General features: G+C 67.9%; 14 protein-coding genes. 9 read left to right on the top strand and 5 right to left on the bottom strand.

All coding sequences use genetic code 11. The annotated features are described in order from the left end of the window. Nucleotides 1-168: 168 nt before the first annotated feature. The 5 genes from murA (at nucleotide 169) to nagA (ending at nucleotide 5383) form a co-directional block, all read left to right on the top strand. Nucleotides 169-1428, top strand: coding sequence for a UDP-N-acetylglucosamine 1-carboxyvinyltransferase (gene murA, locus E0E05_RS04085; RefSeq protein ID WP_131615562.1), 1260 nt, complete (start codon nucleotides 169-171; stop codon nucleotides 1426-1428). Further along, complete coding sequence (locus E0E05_RS04080) at nucleotides 1425-2318, top strand: glucosamine kinase nucleotide-binding domain-containing protein (RefSeq protein WP_131615561.1); 894 nt, start codon at nucleotides 1425-1427, stop codon at nucleotides 2316-2318. Before murA ends, E0E05_RS04080 begins: the two co-directional genes overlap by 4 nt. 82 nt (nucleotides 2319-2400) lie before the next feature. Continuing rightward, complete coding sequence (locus tag E0E05_RS04075) at nucleotides 2401-3204, top strand: GntR family transcriptional regulator (RefSeq protein WP_244597919.1); 804 nt, start codon at nucleotides 2401-2403, stop codon at nucleotides 3202-3204. Next, nucleotides 3204-4244, top strand: a complete 1041-nt coding sequence (locus E0E05_RS04070; RefSeq protein ID WP_158629268.1) for an SIS domain-containing protein — start codon at nucleotides 3204-3206, stop codon at nucleotides 4242-4244. The genes E0E05_RS04075 and E0E05_RS04070 overlap by 1 nt, the downstream gene beginning before the upstream one ends. After that, a complete protein-coding gene (nagA, locus tag E0E05_RS04065) occupies nucleotides 4241-5383 on the top strand; it encodes an N-acetylglucosamine-6-phosphate deacetylase (RefSeq protein ID WP_131615558.1) in 1143 nt (380 codons plus the stop codon). The genes E0E05_RS04070 and nagA overlap by 4 nt, the downstream gene beginning before the upstream one ends. Nucleotides 5384-5420: 37 nt before the next feature. Here nagA and E0E05_RS04060 read toward each other — a convergent pair whose 3' ends face one another. Together E0E05_RS04060 and E0E05_RS04055 are read right to left on the bottom strand one after the other, a co-directional pair. Beyond that, nucleotides 5421-6410, bottom strand: a complete 990-nt coding sequence (locus E0E05_RS04060; protein ID WP_131615557.1) for an ABC transporter ATP-binding protein — start codon at nucleotides 6408-6410, stop codon at nucleotides 5421-5423. Then, on the bottom strand, nucleotides 6407-7390 hold the full coding sequence (locus E0E05_RS04055) for an ABC transporter ATP-binding protein (RefSeq protein ID WP_244597917.1): 984 nt from the start codon (nucleotides 7388-7390) through the stop codon (nucleotides 6407-6409). Before E0E05_RS04055 ends, E0E05_RS04060 begins: the two co-directional genes overlap by 4 nt. Before the next feature lie 196 nt (nucleotides 7391-7586). Here E0E05_RS04055 and E0E05_RS04050 point away from each other — a divergent pair, with 196 nt between their 5' ends. The 3 genes from E0E05_RS04050 (at nucleotide 7587) to E0E05_RS04040 (ending at nucleotide 11009) form a co-directional block, all read left to right on the top strand. After that, nucleotides 7587-9095, top strand: a complete 1509-nt coding sequence (locus E0E05_RS04050) for an ABC transporter substrate-binding protein (protein ID WP_131615556.1) — start codon at nucleotides 7587-7589, stop codon at nucleotides 9093-9095. A gap of 82 nt (nucleotides 9096-9177) precedes the next feature. Continuing rightward, nucleotides 9178-10131, top strand: a complete 954-nt coding sequence (locus E0E05_RS04045; RefSeq protein ID WP_131615555.1) for an ABC transporter permease — start codon at nucleotides 9178-9180, stop codon at nucleotides 10129-10131. Then, the gene (locus tag E0E05_RS04040) at nucleotides 10128-11009 is read left to right on the top strand and encodes an ABC transporter permease (protein ID WP_131615554.1); all 882 of its coding nucleotides are present in this window, start codon (nucleotides 10128-10130) and stop codon (nucleotides 11007-11009) included. Before E0E05_RS04045 ends, E0E05_RS04040 begins: the two co-directional genes overlap by 4 nt. Before the next feature lie 31 nt (nucleotides 11010-11040). On the opposite strand, the gene E0E05_RS04035 is transcribed toward E0E05_RS04040, so the two are convergent. The 3 genes from E0E05_RS04035 to E0E05_RS04025 all read right to left on the bottom strand — a co-directional run bounded on the left by E0E05_RS04035 (nucleotide 11041) and on the right by E0E05_RS04025 (nucleotide 14720). Next, nucleotides 11041-12165, bottom strand: a complete 1125-nt coding sequence (locus E0E05_RS04035; protein WP_131615553.1) for an anhydro-N-acetylmuramic acid kinase — start codon at nucleotides 12163-12165, stop codon at nucleotides 11041-11043. Between the two features lie 209 nt (nucleotides 12166-12374). Then, on the bottom strand, nucleotides 12375-13580 hold the full coding sequence (locus E0E05_RS04030; protein WP_131615552.1) for a cation:proton antiporter: 1206 nt from the start codon (nucleotides 13578-13580) through the stop codon (nucleotides 12375-12377). A 27-nt stretch (nucleotides 13581-13607) separates the two neighbouring features. After that, nucleotides 13608-14720, bottom strand: a complete 1113-nt coding sequence (locus tag E0E05_RS04025; protein ID WP_244597915.1) for a polyheme membrane-associated cytochrome C — start codon at nucleotides 14718-14720, stop codon at nucleotides 13608-13610. A gap of 176 nt (nucleotides 14721-14896) precedes the next feature. On the opposite strand from E0E05_RS04025, the gene E0E05_RS04020 reads away from it, so the two are divergent. Then, complete coding sequence (locus E0E05_RS04020; protein ID WP_131615551.1) at nucleotides 14897-16363, top strand: ferredoxin reductase family protein; 1467 nt, start codon at nucleotides 14897-14899, stop codon at nucleotides 16361-16363. Nucleotides 16364-16421 lie beyond the last annotated feature (58 nt).

The following is a 16421-nucleotide window of genomic DNA, read 5'->3' as shown; positions in this document are numbered from 1 at the left end:
TTGCCATGCGTCGGCGATGATTTGTACCGCGCGACCATTGGATTTCAAGCCACAATCGGCGATCACCAGCAGAAAGCGTGCTCCGCCACCGGCGAGACGGTTTGAAGTGGACAATGATTGGATTTATCCGATAATGGACACCGGCGGTCGTCACAAAGCGGGGTCGTGTTGGACAAGCTGATCATCAGGGGCGGTCAACCGTTCGCCGGCTCCATGCAGGTGGCCGGCGCCAAGAACGCCGCCCTGCCGATCCTCGCCGCCGCCATGCTCGGTGACGGGCAGGTGCGCCTTTCCAACGTGCCCGACGTCACAGATGTCCGCTCCATGCTCGGCCTTCTCGCCCTATGCGGCATCGAGACGCCGGCCCCGGTGCATGGCCGGCTGGCCTTTTCCACCGACCGGCTGCGTCCCGCCGATGCGCCCTACGACATCATGCGCCGCATGCGCGCCTCGTTCCTGGTCCTTGCACCGCTTCTGGTGCGGTTCGGCCGGGCCCGCATCTCGCGGCCGGGCGGCTGCGCGATCGGAACACGTCCGGTCGATCTGCATCTGAAGGCGCTCGAGACGCTGGGCGCCGAGGTCGACTTTGCCGGCGGCGTCTATGACGTGCGCGCGCCGGACGGGCTCAGGGGCGCGCGCATCGTGCTGCCGATCGCCTCGGTCGGGGCGACCCACACGGCGATGATGGCGGCGGCCGGCGCGCGCGGCGCCACCGAGATCGTCAATGCCGCGCGCGAACCCGAAGTCGCCGATCTGGCCGCCTTCCTGACCGCGATGGGCGCGCGGGTGGAGGGCGCGGGCACCTACAAGGTACAGATCGAAGGCGCCGAAAGCTGGAACGATGTCTCCCACACGATCGTGCCCGACCGGATCGAGGCGGCGAGCTATCTGATCGCCGCGGCGATGACCGGCGGTGAACTGGAGATCATCGGCGGGCGCCTCGAACATCTGGGCGCGGCCTGCGACATCCTCGAACAGGCCGGCATCGTCATATACCCCTCCGATCGCGGACTGATCGCCCGGCGCGGGGGCGCGCTCAGGAGCGTCGACGTGACGACCGAACCCTTCCCCGGCTTTCCGACCGATCTTCAAGCGCAGTTCATGGCGCTGATGTGCCTGGCCGAGGGCGTCTCGACGATCCGCGAACGGGTGTTCGAACAGCGCTTCATGCATGTGCCCGAACTGCAGCGCATGGGCGCGCAGATCCGCCAGGATGGCGCGACGGCGATCGTCACAGGCGTCGGCGAACTGCACGGCGCCGAGGTCATGGCCACCGACCTGCGCGCTTCCATGTCACTGGTCCTTGCCGGCCTGGTCGCGCGCGGTGAGACGATCGTGCACCGGGTCTATCATCTCGACCGGGGATTCGAGGACATCGAAGGCAAGCTGCGCCGCTGCGGCGCGGTGATCGAGCGGGTCGCCGAATGACGATGGCGGCGGGCGATGGCGGGGCGCTGTTCATGGCGGTCGACGGCGGCGGCACCGGCTGCCGGGCCCGTCTCGAGACGGCGGACGGGAAGGTTCTGGGCGGTGGTCTCGCCGGCCCGGCGGCGACCCGGATCGGCATCGACGCGTCGTGGGCGGCGATTTCGACCGCGTTCGGCAATGCGCTCGCCGAGGCCGGGATCGCCCGCGATGCGGCCGGCCACATCCGTGCCGGCATCGGCGTTGCTGGCCTCTCGCGGCAGGGCGCGCGCGAAGCGCTCGAGGCCAGGGCGCACCCGTTCGCTTCGGTGCGGTTCGCAAGCGACGGCGAGATCGCCTGCCTTGGCGCCCATGGCGGCCGGGACGGCGCGATCGTCATCGTCGGCACCGGCAGCTGCGGTCTGGCGCGCCTTGCCGGCGAAACGATCAAGATCGGCGGCTACGGCTTTCCGATCTCGGACGAGGGAAGCGGCGCCTATCTGGGCCTGCGCGTGGTGCGCGCGGCTATGATGGCCCATGACGGGCGGATCGCCAGAACCGCGCTTCTGGGCGAGATCATGGGGCGGTTCGACGACGATCCGGGCCAGGCGGTGCAGTGGATGGACCGCGCGACGGCGACCGACTACGCGGCCTTCGCCCCGATCGTGGTGCGGCATGCCGACGAGGGCGATCCGGCCGCGCGCCGGATCATGCAGGATGCGGCTGCCGCGATCGAGACGATCGGGCGGACGCTGTTCGAACGGGGGGCGGAACGGCTGTCGCTGATCGGCGGACTGGCGAGCGTGATCGAGAGCTGGCTGGCGCCGGACCTGCGCCGGCGACTGAGCCCGCAACTCGGTGACAGTCTCGATGGCGCGGCGATTCTCGCCGGACGACCCGCGACGGTGGAATGATGCGGCGGGGCGGCGACAGCATCATCGCACATGGATGCGGCGCCGCGCCGGCCGCGCGAAGCTCGACAAGAGGTGGCATGTTTTGAGGGCACAACCGATCTCACTCGACAAGATATTCCAGGATCAAAGTCCGATCGACGAGAACAATCCGACGCCGCGCTACATCCAGCTCGCCAACCGCATCCGCGAGCTGATCCGGGAGGGAAGCTGGAAGGCGGGCGAGGCACTGCCGTCCGAGCGCAGCATCGTCGAGGCGACCAGCCTGTCACGGGTGACGATCCGCAAGGCGCTCGAACTTCTCGTCAAGGAGGGCCTGCTTCAGCAGCGGCACGGCTCGGGCACCTATGTCAGCGAGGAAAGCGATCGCATCGAACAGTCGCTGGGCACGCTGACCGGCTTCAGCGAGGACATGCACTCGCTCGGGCACGTGCCGAGCGCCCGCTGGATCGAACGGTCGATCGGCAACCCCTCGATGGAGGAAACGATGATGCTCGGCCTGTCGCCGGGCGAACAAGTCGCCCGCCTCCACCGGCTGCGGCTGGCCGACGGCGAGCCCCTTGCCGTCGAGATGGCGGTGGTTCCGGCCAGCATCCTGCCCGATGTCGAGCGGATGCGGGAATCGCTCTACAAGACGCTGGAAGCCAAGAACGTCCTGCCCGAAAAGGCGCTGCAGCGCATGCATGCCTGCCGGCTTCCGGCGTTCGAGGCGCAACTGCTCGAATGCGAGGAAGGCGAGCCCGCGCTCTACATCGAGCGCCTGTCCCGGCTGGAAAGCGGTCGCGCGATCGAGTTCACCCGGTCCTATTATCGCGGCGACCGCTATGACTTCCTCGCCGAACTGACGCTGCCGGGCGCGCACGCCAGGACAATGAAAGGAGAGACATGATGGCAAGCCTGATGCACCGCGAGACACGGCAGATCCCCTCGCTGGTCGCCGCGCAGCTTCGCGACCATTCGGCCACCTATCACGACGCCGCGCGCCAGATGGCCGATTTCGATCCCGCGCTGGTGGTCACCATGGCGCGGGGCTCGTCGGACAACGCGGCGCTCTACTTCAAATACCTGTTCGAACTGATCGCGGGCATTCCGGTCGCATCGGTCGGCCCGTCGGTCGCCTCGGTCTATGGCCGGTCGATGCGGCTCGACCGCGCCGCATGCCTTTCCATCTCCCAGTCGGGACGAAGCCCCGACCTCGTCGCGTTCCAGACCATGGCGCGCGCGCAGAAGGCGCTCAACCTTGCCCTCGTCAACACGCTCGACAGTCCGCTTGCCGAGGGCGCCCAGTGCCTGCTTCCAGTCGCATCGGGCGAGGAAAAGGCGGTGGCCGCGACCAAGTCGTTCGTGCTGTCGCTGACCGCGCTCGCGGCGCTGACCGGCCATTTCGCCGGCGAAGACCGCCTGCTGTCCGCGCTGGATGCCCTGCCCGCCGCGCTTGACGAGGCCCTTGGCTGCGACTGGCAACCGCTGGTCGAAGCGCTCGAACCGGGGCAGTCGCTCTATGTGATCGGCCGTGGCCCTGGACTGGCGATCGCCCAGGAGGCGGCACTGAAGTTCAAGGAAGCCTGCGAGGTGCATGCCGAGAGCTACAGTTCCGCCGAGGTGCTGCACGGCCCAATCCAGCTTGCCGCGGGCGGGCTTGCCGCGCTTGTCTTCCTGACCCGCGACGCGGCGCGCCAGGGGCTGATCGATGCCGTGGCGCGCATGGCCGACACGGGCATGAGGGTCTTCGTCGCCGATCCCGCCGCCGAACGGCCGGTCGACCGTCCCGGCATCACCTACCTGCCCTGCGCGCCGGCGCCCGATGCGATGCTCGACGGCATCAGCCAGATCGCGACGTTCTACGTCTTCGCGGAACGCTATGCGGGGCATCTCGACCTCGATCCGGACCAGCCGAAACTGCTCCGCAAGGTCACCGAGACGGTATGAGTTCGGCCACCGTCTTCAGGGCACGCACGATCTTCGACGGCTGGGTCGTCCACCGCGACCGCCAGCTCGTCGTCGAGAACGGCATCGTCACGGGCCTGGCGCATCTCGACGACGCGCCCGCCGGCGCGCGGATCGTCGACACGCAGGCCGAACTTCTGTCGCCGGGCTTTGTCGACTGGCAGGTCAATGGCGGCGGCGGGGTGCTGTTCAACGACGATCCGAGCCCCGAAGGCCTCGAGCGGATCGCCGATGCGCACCGGCCCTACGGCACCACCGCATTGGTGCCCACGGTCATCACCGACGAGGTGGTGGTCACGCGCGCGGCCGCCGATGCCGCAGCGGCGGCGATCGCACGCGGCAGCCGGGGCATCATCGGCATCCATTTCGAGGGACCGCACATCTCCGTCGCCCGCAAGGGCGTGCACGCGCCCCGGTTCATCCGGCCGATGGAGGACGCCGATCGCGCCATGCTGTGCCGGGGCGGTCTTGGCCGCGTTGTTGCGACGATCGCGCCGGAGAACGCCACGCCGGAGGACGTCGCCGCGCTCGACGATGCCGGGGTGATCGTCAGCCTTGGCCACACCGCCGCCGACCACGATGCGGCCCGGCGCTATTTCGCGGCCGGCGCGCGGGCGGTGACGCACCTGTTCAACGCGATGGAGCCGCTGCACCACCGCGAGCCGGGCCTGATCGGTGCGGCGCTCGAGAACCCGTCGGTCCATATCGGCCTGATCGCGGACGGCCACCACGTCCACCCAGCGGTCCTGTCGATGGTCTTTGCGAACGGACCGCGCGACAGGCTGTCCCTCGTCACCGACGCCATGTCGTCGGTCGGCGACCGGTCGGACAGTTTCACGCTGAACGGCCGCACGGTGAAGCGCGCCAACGGGCGGCTGACGCTCGAGGACGGCACGCTTGCGGGCTCCGATCTGGACATGATCTCGGCGATCCGCCTGTGCGTGCAGGCCTGCGGCGTCGCTCCGGTCGACGCGCTGCGGATGGCGACATCGGCCCCGGCGCGCATGCTCGGGCTCACGGCGCACGGCACGTTCAGCCGGGGCGCGCGGGCGGACATCGTCGCGCTCGGCGCGGACCTGCGGATCGAGGCGATGTTTCTCGCCGGTATGCCCTGCATGTGAGGACGCGGCCGCGCCGAAAGCCGTTGGCGCCGATCTGTCAGGCCGGTTCGGTCACCGCCCGGTCATCGGCGAAATGGCATGCGCATGTCCGCGCGTCGAACCGGTCGTCCTCCAGCCGGCGCAGCGCGGGTGCCTCGGTCTCACAGTGCGGCTGCTTCCAGTAGCAGCGCGGGTGGAACAGGCACCCTTGCGGCCGGTGCGCGATGTTGGGGACATCGCCGGTCAGCACGATCCGCTCGGCGACGGCGGCCTGCGCCAGCTCCCTTCCGGGAATACGCGGGACCGCCGACAAAAGCGCACGCGTATAGGGATGGCGCGGTGTCTCGAAGATCGCCTGCGCGGGCCCGTATTCGACGAGCCGGCCGAAATACATCACGCCGATCCTGTCGCTGACGTGGCGTACCACCGACAGGTCATGGCTGATGAAGATGATCGAGAGGCCGAGTTCCCGCCGCAGGTCGGCAAGAAGGTTGATTATCTGGGACTGAATGGAGACATCGAGCGCGGAGACGGCCTCATCGGCGACGATGATCCGCGGGTTGATCGCCAGGGCGCGGGCGATGGCGATGCGCTGGCGCTGGCCGCCCGAGAACTGATGCGGCAGCCGGTCGGCCGCGCTCTGCGGCAGGCCAACCAGATCGAGGAGTTCGGCGATGCGCGCCCGGCGGTTCGCGATGCCGTGCACGACGAGCGGCTCGCCGACGATGGTGCCGACGGTATGGCGCGGGTTGAGCGATCCGAACGGGTCCTGGAAGACCATCTGGATGTCGCGCCGCGCCTGCTTGAGTTCGCGCCTGCCGATCTTGGCGATGTCGCGGCCGTCATAGACGATCTGGCCGCTGGTCGGATCGTCAAGGCGCATGATGGTGCGGCCGAGCGTGCTCTTGCCGCAGCCCGATTCGCCAACGATGCCGAGGATCTCGCCCTCGTCGAGATCGAACGAGATGCCGTCGAGCGCCAGCACCTTGCCGCCACCGCCTGCGGGGTAGTGCTTGACCAGATCGCGGACCGACAAAAGCGCGCTCATGACGCGGGGTTCCAGCAATAGCCGACATGGGCGCCGCGGCGCACTTCCGGCGGCGGCCGGCTGGCACAGACATCGAGCGCGTGGTCGCAGCGGCCGGCGAAGGCGCAGCCGGCCGGCCGGTCACCCGGCGGCGGCACGGCGCCCGGGATCGCCGGTAGGCGCGCGCCGGGCGGATTGGCGGCGGGAATGGTGCCGACCAGCGCCTCGGTGTAGCGGTGGATCGGCGCGCCGAACAGTTCGTCCACCGGGCCCTCCTCGGCGACGCGCCCGGCATACATGACGATCGCGCGGTCGCAGGTCTCGGCGACGACGCCGAGGTCGTGGGTGACCATCACGCAGGCCATCCCGAAGCGCCGCCGCATCTCGGCGATGAGGTCGAGGATCTGCGCCTGAATCGTCACGTCGAGCGCGGTCGTCGGCTCGTCGGCGATCAGAAGGGCCGGCTCGCAGGCGAGCGCGATCGCGATCATCACGCGCTGGCGCTGTCCACCCGAAAGCTGGAACGGATAGCGGTCCAGTTGCGCGTCCTCGCTCGGCAGGCCGACCAGTCCCAGCAGCCGCTTGATCTCGGCCCTGCGGCTCGCTGCTGGCATGCGCCGGTGGATCTGCAGCGCCTCGCCGATCTGCGCGCCGATCGTCATGATCGGATTGAGCGAGGTCATCGGCTCCTGGAAGATCATGGCGATGCGGTTGCCGCGGATGCGGTTGAGTTCGTCCTCGCCAAGGTCGGCGATGTCCCTGCCCTCGAACAGGATCCGGCCGCCGGTGACACGGACGGCATGTTTGGGCAGGAGGCCGAGCACCGACAGCGCCGTGATCGTCTTGCCGCAGCCCGACTCGCCGAGCAATCCGAGCATCTCGCCGCGCCCGACGCTGAGGCTGATGCCCTCGACCAGCTCGGCCGAACGGGTCGACAGGCGAAGCCCCTCGATCGCCAGCAATGGCGCGGTCTCGGACTGCTCGTTTGAACTCTGCTTCACGAATTCGTACGCTCCGGGACTGGCCTCGTCAGGGGGGAATTTCGCCACGCCCAACCGCCAATTCGTACTTTACTGGTTATATTGACAACGGTCAGGACATGGGAAATGGTATTGAGGTGGACTAGGTCATCAGCTTGGCTGCGGATTGTCAACACGCGTGTCACCGGCGAAACGATTTTTGGGAGAACGTCATAACATGAAATGCCTTCGCACCTTCACTCTGGCCTGCGGCGTTTCCGTGGCCGGCATGCTGGCCGTTCCGGCCATGGCGGCGACGCTGGACATCGCCGTCGAGCAGTCGCCCTCCGGTCTCGATCCGCACATCGTCACCGCCTTCTCGTCGTTCCAGATCATCGACGGCACTGTCTATGAGGGGCTGACCGCGCTCGATGCCGGGCTCAACATCGTGCCCGGCCTCGCAACGGACTGGCAGATTTCCGAGGACAAGAAGACCTACACCTTCACCCTGCGCGAGGGCGTGCAGTTCCACGGCGGCGGGACGATGACGTCGGCCGATGTGGCCGCGAGCCTCAACCGGGTGCTCGCCGAGACGACCGGTTCGCCGCTGGCCAGCCGCCTTGCGGCCGTCGAAAGCATCGAGACGCCGGACGAGCAGACGGTCGTGCTGAATCTCTCGGCGCCCTCGGCGCCGCTTCTTTCCTCGCTGACCTCGATCGCCATCGTGCCGGCGAAGTACGAAGGCGACACGGAATCGCTGCAGCGCGCGCCGGACGGCACCGGTCCGTTCACCTTCGTGTCCTGGCAGCCGGACGTCGCCATCACGCTCGAGGCCAATGCCGACTACTGGCAGGAGGGCAAGCCGGAACTCGACGGCGTCGTCTTCAACATCGTGCCGGAAGCGGCCACGCGCCAGGTCGGCCTGACGTCGGGCCAGTACCAGATGCTTCCCAACATCGACGGCGTCACCGCGCAGCAGTTCCAGGGTCGGCCCGGCGTCAAGCTGCAGGACACGCTTGAACTGGCCTATTCGCTGATCGGCATCAACGTCACGCGGCCGCCCTTCGACAACGAAAAGGTGCGCGAGGCGATCAACTACGCGATCAACCGCGACGACATCGTCGCCGCCGCCCTGTTCGGCGCGGGCGTTCCGGGCGGACCGCTGTCGCCGGCGCTGACCAACTATGCGACCCCGGTCAGCGAGTTTCCGTGCTTCAGCACATCGGCCGACACCGCCCGGCAGCTCATCGAGGAAGCGGGCGTGGAAACGCCGATCGAGGCGACGCTGCTGGTCCTGCCGCGGGATTCCACGCGCGGCATCGCGCAGGTGGTGCAGCAGCAGCTCGCGGCGGTCGGCATCGAGGTGACGCTGGACATTCCCGAGATCGGCAAGTTCGTGCAGGACTGGCGCAATTCGGACTTCGACATGTTCGTCTCGCTGAACTCGGGCACGATCGAGCCGGACGACTATTTCTACCGCACGTTCCGCAGCGGCGGCTCGACCAACGTGTTCCAGTATTCGAACGAGGATCTGGACGCGCTGCTCGATGCGGGACGCCAGGAGACCGACACCGAACAGCGCCAGCAGATCTACGCCGACGTGCAGGAGGAACTGGCGTGCGACGGACCGGTCGCGTTCCTGTCCTACGGCCAGCTCTACACCGCGATGCGCGAGAACGTGGAGGGCTATACCATCAGCCCGAACCGGTCGATGCGGTCGCTGGCCGACACCTCCATCGCCGAATAGGATGGAAACTCGCGACGGGCGGGACACCAACGGCGTCCCGCCCGTCAACCCGTCAAGACACCCGACCGGGTGAAGGCAAACGATGGTCCTTCTCAGACGCCTTCGCGGACGCCTGATCGATCTGGCGATCGTCATGTTCGGCGTGTCGATCCTGGTCTTCGGCTTCATCCGCATGATCCCCGGCGACGCGGTGGCGATCATGCTTGGCGCCAACGCCGAGGTGACCGAAGAGCGCATCGACGCCATCCGCAACCGGCTCGGCCTCGACCTGCCCATCCATGAACAATATCTCGACTGGCTGTCGAAGGTTCTGCGCGGCGATTTCGGCGTGTCGATCTGGACCGGCAAGCCGGTGATCGAGGAGATCGGCAACCATGTCTGGCCGACCCTGCAGCTGACCTTTCTGGCGCTGCTGACCGCCATCGTGCTGGCCATACCGCTCGGCATCCTGATGGCGCGCATTCGCGGCCGGCGCGGCGAGGCTTTCGTTCAGGCCGGCTCGGTGATCGGCCTGACCGTGCCGCCCTTCTGGCTGGGGATCATCATGATCCTGTTGCTGTCGACGCTGGCGCCGAGCCTTCAGATGCTCGGTTACGTGCCGTTCTCCGAGGACCCGATCGGCAACATCCAGCGCCTGCTTCTGCCGGCCTTCGCGCTGAGCCTGCCGATCATGGCCAATCTGGCGCGGCTGTTGCGCTCGACGCTGCTCGAGGCGCTGCAGCAGGACTATATCCGCACCGCCCGCGCCAAGGGTGTGCCGGCCCGGCGGATCCTCTATCGGCATGCGCTGCGCAATGCCATCATCCCGTTCGTCACCAGCGTCGGCATCATGGCGGGCTATCTGCTCGGCGGCGCCATCGTGATCGAGCAGGTGTTCGCCATTCCGGGCCTCGGGCGCCTGATCCTTGGCGCGATCGCCGAGCGCAACTACCCGCTGCTGCAGGCCGCGATCCTGCTGGTCACCTGCTGCTTCGTGCTCGTCAACTTCCTTGTCGACGTCATCTACACGGTCATCGATCCGAGGATCAGCGAATGAGCGCCGGCACCGCCGAAAAGCCCGCCGAGCCGGAACGGCAGCCCGGGCGCGCGCGCCGGTTCGCCCTGCCCGAGCCGAGCCTTTACAATCTGTCGCTCGGCATGATCGCCATCATCGCCTTCGTCGCCGTCGCCGCCCCCTGGATCGCGCCGTACGGGCCGCTCGAGCAGGATATCCTGGCGCGACTGCAGGGACCGTCGGCGGCGCATTGGCTGGGGACCGACCAGCTCGGTCGTGACCTGCTCTCCCGGATCATGCACGGGCTGCGCGCATCGCTGGCGATTTCGGCGGGTGCGGTCGCCGTCGCGCTGCTCTTCGGCAGCATTCTGGGCCTTCTGGCCGCCTACTACCGGGGCTGGACCGACCGCATCATCATGCGGCTGATGGACGTCCTGTTCGCGTTTCCGGTCATGCTGCTGGCCATCGGCGTGATCGCGCTGCTCGGTCCCGGTAGCTTCCCGACGGCGGCGGCGATCGCGATCGTCTACACGCCCATCTTCGCGCGCCTGCTGCGCGCGCCGGCGCTGGTCATCGCCTCGAGCGACTATGTCCTCAATGCGCGGTCGATCGGCGCGTCGGATCTGCGCATCATCGTCTTCCACATCCTGCCTAATCTGGCGAGCGTGATCCTGGTGCAGGTCAGCCTGCTCCTGTCGTCGGCGATCCTGGTGGAGGCGTCGCTGTCGTTTCTGGGTCTTGGCACGCAGCCGCCGCTGCCCTCGCTCGGCATGATGCTGTCGGAGGGACGGAACTTCCTGTTCCTGGCGCCCTGGGCGGCGATCTTTTCGGGGCTCGCCATCCTGATCGTCGCCTTCGCGCTGAACCTGTTCGGCGACGCGCTGCGTGACAATCTCGATCCGAGGCTGCGGCAGAGCTGAGCCCGGGCGCGAACGATCGGTTCCCGGTGCTTCACGCGGCGGCGTGACGCGCGATCCGGCCGCCGGTCTGAGGCTCGCTGACGCCCGTGGTCAGCGGATAGCTGTACGGCATCGCCCGCATCGCCCGGATGGCGAGAAACGCAAAGCACTCGGCCTCCACGGCGTCGCCGCGCAGACCGACATCCTCGGCCGGGATGATCCGGGCACCGGTGCGTCGTGCCAGTTCGCGCATCATGGTGGGGTTCTTGCGTCCGCCCCCGCACACAACGATCCGCTCGGGCCGTTGCGGCAGCAGGTCGAGCGCCCGACCGACCGCCCCGGCGGTGAAGGCGGTGAGCGTCGCCGCGCCGTCCTCCAGCCCGAGCCCGTCGGCCATCGAGGCGGAGAAGTCGAACCGGTCGAGAGATTTCGGGAACGCCGCCGACAGGTACGGATGCCGCAGCATCTCGGCCAGGCGCGCCTCGTCGACGGTTCCTCGCGCCGCGATGGCGCCGTCGACATCCATGTCGGCGCCCGAGTGCGCGTTGACCCAGTCGTTCACGGGCGCATTGGCGGGGCCGGTATCGAAGGCCATCAGCCGGTCGCCGTCATACCAGCTTATGTTGGCGACGCCGCCGAGATTGAGGATCACGGTGTCGGGGCCGGCGCCGATCTTCTCGAGCATGGCCTTGTGGTAGATCGCCGACAATGGCGCGCCCTGCCCGCCCGCGTCCATGTCGGCGGTGCGGAAATCGTAGACGACGTCGGTGCCGATGATCTCGGCCATCATCGCGCCGTCGCCCAACTGGCGGGTGTGGCCGCGGTGGCCGTTCTGCGGGGCGGCGTGCAGGACCGTCTGGCCGTGAAAGCCGACGGCGGCGATATCGGATGCCGAAAAGCCGTGCTTGTCGAGAAAGCGGTTGACCGCTTCGGACTGAGCCTTGGTCAGCGCGATCTCGGCCTCGCGGAAGATGTCGGGATCGGGGCCCGTGAAGCGCCATTGCTTCGCGGCCTCGAACGCCTTTCGCAGCAGCGGCCTGATCTCGCTCGGATAGGGCGCCAGTTCCCAGGGGCCGAAATCCTCGATCGTCTCGCCATCGGTGCGGATCATCGCGATGTCGATGAAACCGTCGAGTACGGTTCCGGTCATCAGACCGATGGCCCAGGCAGGCTGCATGGCGAGTGTCTCCTTGGTCGGGTTACGAACGTGACGCGGCGGAACGATCGGCCCGGGCCCCGCCCCTTGCGGGTGTGGCGTTGTCTCGCGCTGCGCGGCCCGTCCGATATGCCCGGCACTCCACCACAGATCGCGGGAGGGAACAATACCTTTATAATACCAAAATGCGACCTCCCGCTGGTGCGCGCGAGGTCGATCGGGACCCCGCGCTAACGGGCAACGCCGGACCTGCCGGCGGCCGCGTCGCGATCGGCCCTGGCAATCGCGAACTGCGTGAAGAACGGGCCGATGATCTCGAAGATGATCGTGCTGGCGATGGTGATCGCCAGGATCTGGGGCGCATATTGCGGCAGGCGTTCGCTCGCCACCAGCGCCATGCCGATCGCAACGCCGGCCTGCGGCATCAGCGCAAGTCCGGTCAGCGCCCCTTCGCGCGGGGGCAGACCGGCGAGCGCGCCGCCGGCGAGACCGCCGATCATCCGGGCGACGATGCGCAGCCCGACATAGGCAAGGCCGATCCCGCCGATCTGTTCGAGCATGGACACGTTGAGCGACGCGCCGGCCATGACGAAGAACAGCAGCAGGAACGGCCATTCGATGCGCTCGATCTCATGGAAGGGCTGGTCGTGGTGGCGGGCGAGATTGACGACGACCGCGCCGCAGACCATGCCCGTCAGCAGGAAGGAGACCTCGAAATAGAGCGCCAGGCCGGCACAAAGGAAGACGACGCCGAGCGCTTCGAGCAGCGTCGGTTCGCCCTTCTTGAGCCGGCCGGTCAGGTAGCTCGCCGGCAAGCCGATGGCGGCGCCGAGCACGATCGCGCCGCCGACCTCGATGGCGCCATGGGCGAGCGTGCCGGCGCCCGCGCCCGACAGCATGCCGGCGGCGGCCATCGTGCCGGCGAGCGTCAGCGCACCGCTGAAGGCCAGAAGGCCCCAGGCATCGTCGATGGCCACGATCCCCAGAATGTTCCGGGCGAACCGGCCGGTGCTGCCGGACTGGCGGATCACGTCGAGCGTTGCGGCCGGCGCGGTCGCAGACGAGATGCCCCCCAGAAGGATGGCCAATGCGGCCGGCACGCCCACAAGATAGAGCCCGCCGGCGACCAGCGCGACGGAGACGATGACGACGGTCAACGAGACGACGAGGATTTCGCGTCCCTGGGCGCGCAGGGTTTCCGGCTTGAGCGAGCCGCCCAGAAGGAAGGCGACCATGGTCAGGGCGGCATCGGCGTAGATGCCATCGGCGGTGGCCAGCGGCGCCGGCAGCATGTTGAGCACGGGTGGACCGAGCAGCGCACCGAGCAGGATCAGCAGGGTGACGCGCGGTATGTGTACGATGCGTCCGACCGCATCGAGCGCCAAGCCTGCAAGGAACAGGATGCCGAGCGCGACGAGCAGCGTGCCTTGTTCCATGGTGGTGATGTCCGCCCGCCGGTGCCGCTACGGCCGAACCAGACCGGTCATGTCGATATCGACGCTTTCGGACAGGCTTTCGAGGCTGTCATGGAGCAGTTGCAGCGCATATTGCGGATGATGAGCCCATGCGCCCTTGTCCTTGGCGACCACCTGATAGTTGTAGGCGGCCCTGACGAGGCGCGGCGTCCAGCTCTGGTAGCGGTTGGGATAGATCGCTTCGTCCGCGCCGATCGCGCCATCGTCGTTTCCATCGGCGAAGAAGTAGGGATAGCTGTCCGGGTGATAGCCGATCGGCGTGCCGGCGATCTCGCGGCCGTACGCCCTTATCGCGTCGTGGAGACGGGCGTGCAGTCCGGCGATCTCGTCGGCGATGCCGCCGGCGGTGTTGCCGTCGCCGTCGAAGTCGGCGTGCCGGGTGCGGATCGCGCTGATCTCGGTGACGCCCTGGTGACAGGCAAGGCACCCTTCGGTCGCGACCTCGGTCGTGTGCGGTTCGTGGCAGGCAACGCAACTGTTGGCGCTCGGCACATGGGTAAAGCGACCCGCATAGCTGCGGCCCTCATACTGAAAGCCGCCCCGAACCTCGGCGCCGTGCATCACGGCCGCTGCGATACCGTAATGGACATTGATGAAGGACAGATCGTCCGAGACCGCGTCGGGATCGAGGCCTTCGGTCGCCGAGACGACCGTGTCGGTCGAGGCCAGACCCTGGTGGCACACGGTACACGTTGCCGACGTGCCGAGGCCGGTCACGGTCACGCCGGAGGGAAACGGGGTCGCATCGAGCGTTTCGGCTTCGGAGACGTGGCACGAGGCGCACCCGATGACCGTGTTGATGGTGGCCGGATGATCGACGGCGAGCGGCGCGCTGCCGTCGGCTCCGAGCCAGTCGAGAAAGCCGGTCTCTGAATGGCAGGCGGCGCATCGCGGCGGGATCTCGCCATCCTCGTTCCAGTGGGTGAAGGACGGGGAGCGATAGTCCGCATGCGGGCCCGACAACCAGGCCTCGGCGAAGTCCGACAGGCTTTCGAGGGCCTCGGCGCCGGACGGTTCGGTTCCGTCCTCCTGCGCGGCAAGGGGTGCAGTGCCGGCAAATACGGCCACGAGGAGCAAGAGCAGCAGGCGGGCTATGCGCATGACGTTTCCCATCGCAAAGGTTCGCGCGCGCTCGTCTCGGCAGGGTCGCGTGGCCGGAACTGCGCCATTTTTCTATGGACGCGACGGGATCGCCGCGCATTGACTCCGATCAACGACATCCGGCGCCAGGCAACTCTATCACCATGCCGGCGCCGATAAACTCACGGGGAGGCGACATGCCGGGGTCAGAGACGTCCTCGCAATCGGAGGGCTCGGGGCTGCGCCTGTCCGCTACTGCGGTTGCGGTGCTGTATCCGGTGGTGTGCCTTGCGCCTTTGGTGCTGGCGATGATGCGCGATGTGGCGCCGTCGGCGCCGTGGGAAATCCTTGCCGCCGGGCTCGGGCTTGTCGGTCTCGCCGTCATCGCCGTTCAGTTCGTCACGTCCGGCCGCTTCGAGATCGTATCGGGGCGGCTCGGCATCGACAGGGTTATGGCGTTCCACAAGACCGCGGCCTGGTGGGCATTGCTGGCGCTCCTGTTGCACCCCGTCGCCTATACCGTCCCGACCTTTCTAGCCGACCCCGAACTCGGCCGCGAACGGCTGGTGGCCTATCTGACGCTGCCGCACTATCGGACCGGCGTCATCGCGCTCGCCGCGCTCGCGCTGCTGGTCGTCGGATCGGCGTTCCGGAACCGGCTGCGGCTGCGCTACGAGATCTGGCGCGCCGCGCACATCATCCTGGCGATCGTTGCGCTCGGCGGCGGCCTTCACCACGCCTTTGCCGTGGGCCGGTTCAGCGCGACCGGACCCGTCAGCATCTATTGGTGGATCGTCGGCGCGGCCGTCTGTGCCGTGGTCCTGGTGCTCTACGGTGTGCGCTGGGCGCGGCTGCACCTGCGGCCATGGCGGCTCGCCTCGGTCACCAAACTTGCCGACAGGCTCTGGGAACTCGACATCGAGCCCGCGCCGGGCACACCGCCGCTGCGCTACCATGCCGGCCAGTTCGTATGGATGACCGAGGGCGCGCGGCGCTTTCCGCTGTTCGACCATCCGTTCTCGATTGCTGGCAGCCCGGCGCGCCCTGGGGTGAGCCTGATCATCAAGGAAGCGGGTGACTTCACCAACGGCATCGGCACGCTCGAGCCCGGCACGCCGATCGGCATCGACGGGCCGTTCGGCCATTTCACGCTCGAGGCACATAACAGCGACGGGTTGCTGCTGATTGCCGGCGGCGTCGGCATCGCACCCATCATCGGCATTCTGCGCGACCTCGTCGCGCGGGGCCATGAAGGGCCTGTGCGCCTCGCCTATGCGGCCGGAGCGCCGGACAATTTCGTCTGCCTGCCCGAAATCGCGGCGGCCGGAAAGACGCTCGATCTGCGCACGCTTCTGCTCAGCGAGGCGGCGTCTCCCGACTGGCACGGAGAGACCGGCCTGCTCGACCGGGACAGGCTGGTGACGATGCTGGGCGGGCTCGAGCCGGCGCGCACCGTGGCGCTGATGTGCGGACCGGGACCGATGGTGACGGTCGTCTCCGATACGCTGATCGATCTGGGCATGCCGATGGACCGCGTGATCTACGAGCGCTTCGACTATTCGGAAGGGGCCTCGCGGCTTGACCGACGGATGCGCCGGCGTTTCCTGATGCTCGGCGCGGTTCTGCTGGCCGGCCTTGGCGGCTTCGTTGCGCTGACAGCCTGAGCGCCCTGCCGGTGCCCATGCCGGTTTGAACCAATCGCGCCGCCGCACATTGAAATGA

It is taken from the genome of Roseitalea porphyridii, assembly GCF_004331955.1.
Classification (GTDB): Bacteria; Pseudomonadota; Alphaproteobacteria; order Rhizobiales; family Rhizobiaceae; genus Roseitalea; species Roseitalea porphyridii.
Note: the sequence above shows the minus strand (reverse complement) of the source record. Positions and strands in the feature narration are given on the sequence as shown.

What these genes read in the sequence shown, in the direction of transcription:
- E0E05_RS04080 (WP_131615561.1), top strand. Translation starts at nt 1,425, where the DNA reads ATGACGATGGCGGCGGGCGATGGCGGGGCGCTGTTCATGGCGGTCGAC.
- E0E05_RS04070 (WP_158629268.1), top strand. Translation starts at nt 3,204, where the DNA reads ATGGCAAGCCTGATGCACCGCGAGACACGGCAGATCCCCTCGCTGGTC.
- nagA (WP_131615558.1), top strand. Translation starts at nt 4,241, where the DNA reads ATGAGTTCGGCCACCGTCTTCAGGGCACGCACGATCTTCGACGGCTGG.
- E0E05_RS04060 (WP_131615557.1), bottom strand. Translation starts at nt 6,410, where the DNA reads ATGAGCGCGCTTTTGTCGGTCCGCGATCTGGTCAAGCACTACCCCGCA.
- E0E05_RS04050 (WP_131615556.1), top strand. Translation starts at nt 7,587, where the DNA reads ATGAAATGCCTTCGCACCTTCACTCTGGCCTGCGGCGTTTCCGTGGCC.
- E0E05_RS04045 (WP_131615555.1), top strand. Translation starts at nt 9,178, where the DNA reads ATGGTCCTTCTCAGACGCCTTCGCGGACGCCTGATCGATCTGGCGATC.
- E0E05_RS04040 (WP_131615554.1), top strand. Translation starts at nt 10,128, where the DNA reads ATGAGCGCCGGCACCGCCGAAAAGCCCGCCGAGCCGGAACGGCAGCCC.
- E0E05_RS04035 (WP_131615553.1), bottom strand. Translation starts at nt 12,165, where the DNA reads ATGCAGCCTGCCTGGGCCATCGGTCTGATGACCGGAACCGTACTCGAC.
- E0E05_RS04030 (WP_131615552.1), bottom strand. Translation starts at nt 13,580, where the DNA reads ATGGAACAAGGCACGCTGCTCGTCGCGCTCGGCATCCTGTTCCTTGCA.
- E0E05_RS04025 (WP_244597915.1), bottom strand. Translation starts at nt 14,720, where the DNA reads ATGCGCATAGCCCGCCTGCTGCTCTTGCTCCTCGTGGCCGTATTTGCC.
- E0E05_RS04020 (WP_131615551.1), top strand. Translation starts at nt 14,897, where the DNA reads ATGCCGGGGTCAGAGACGTCCTCGCAATCGGAGGGCTCGGGGCTGCGC.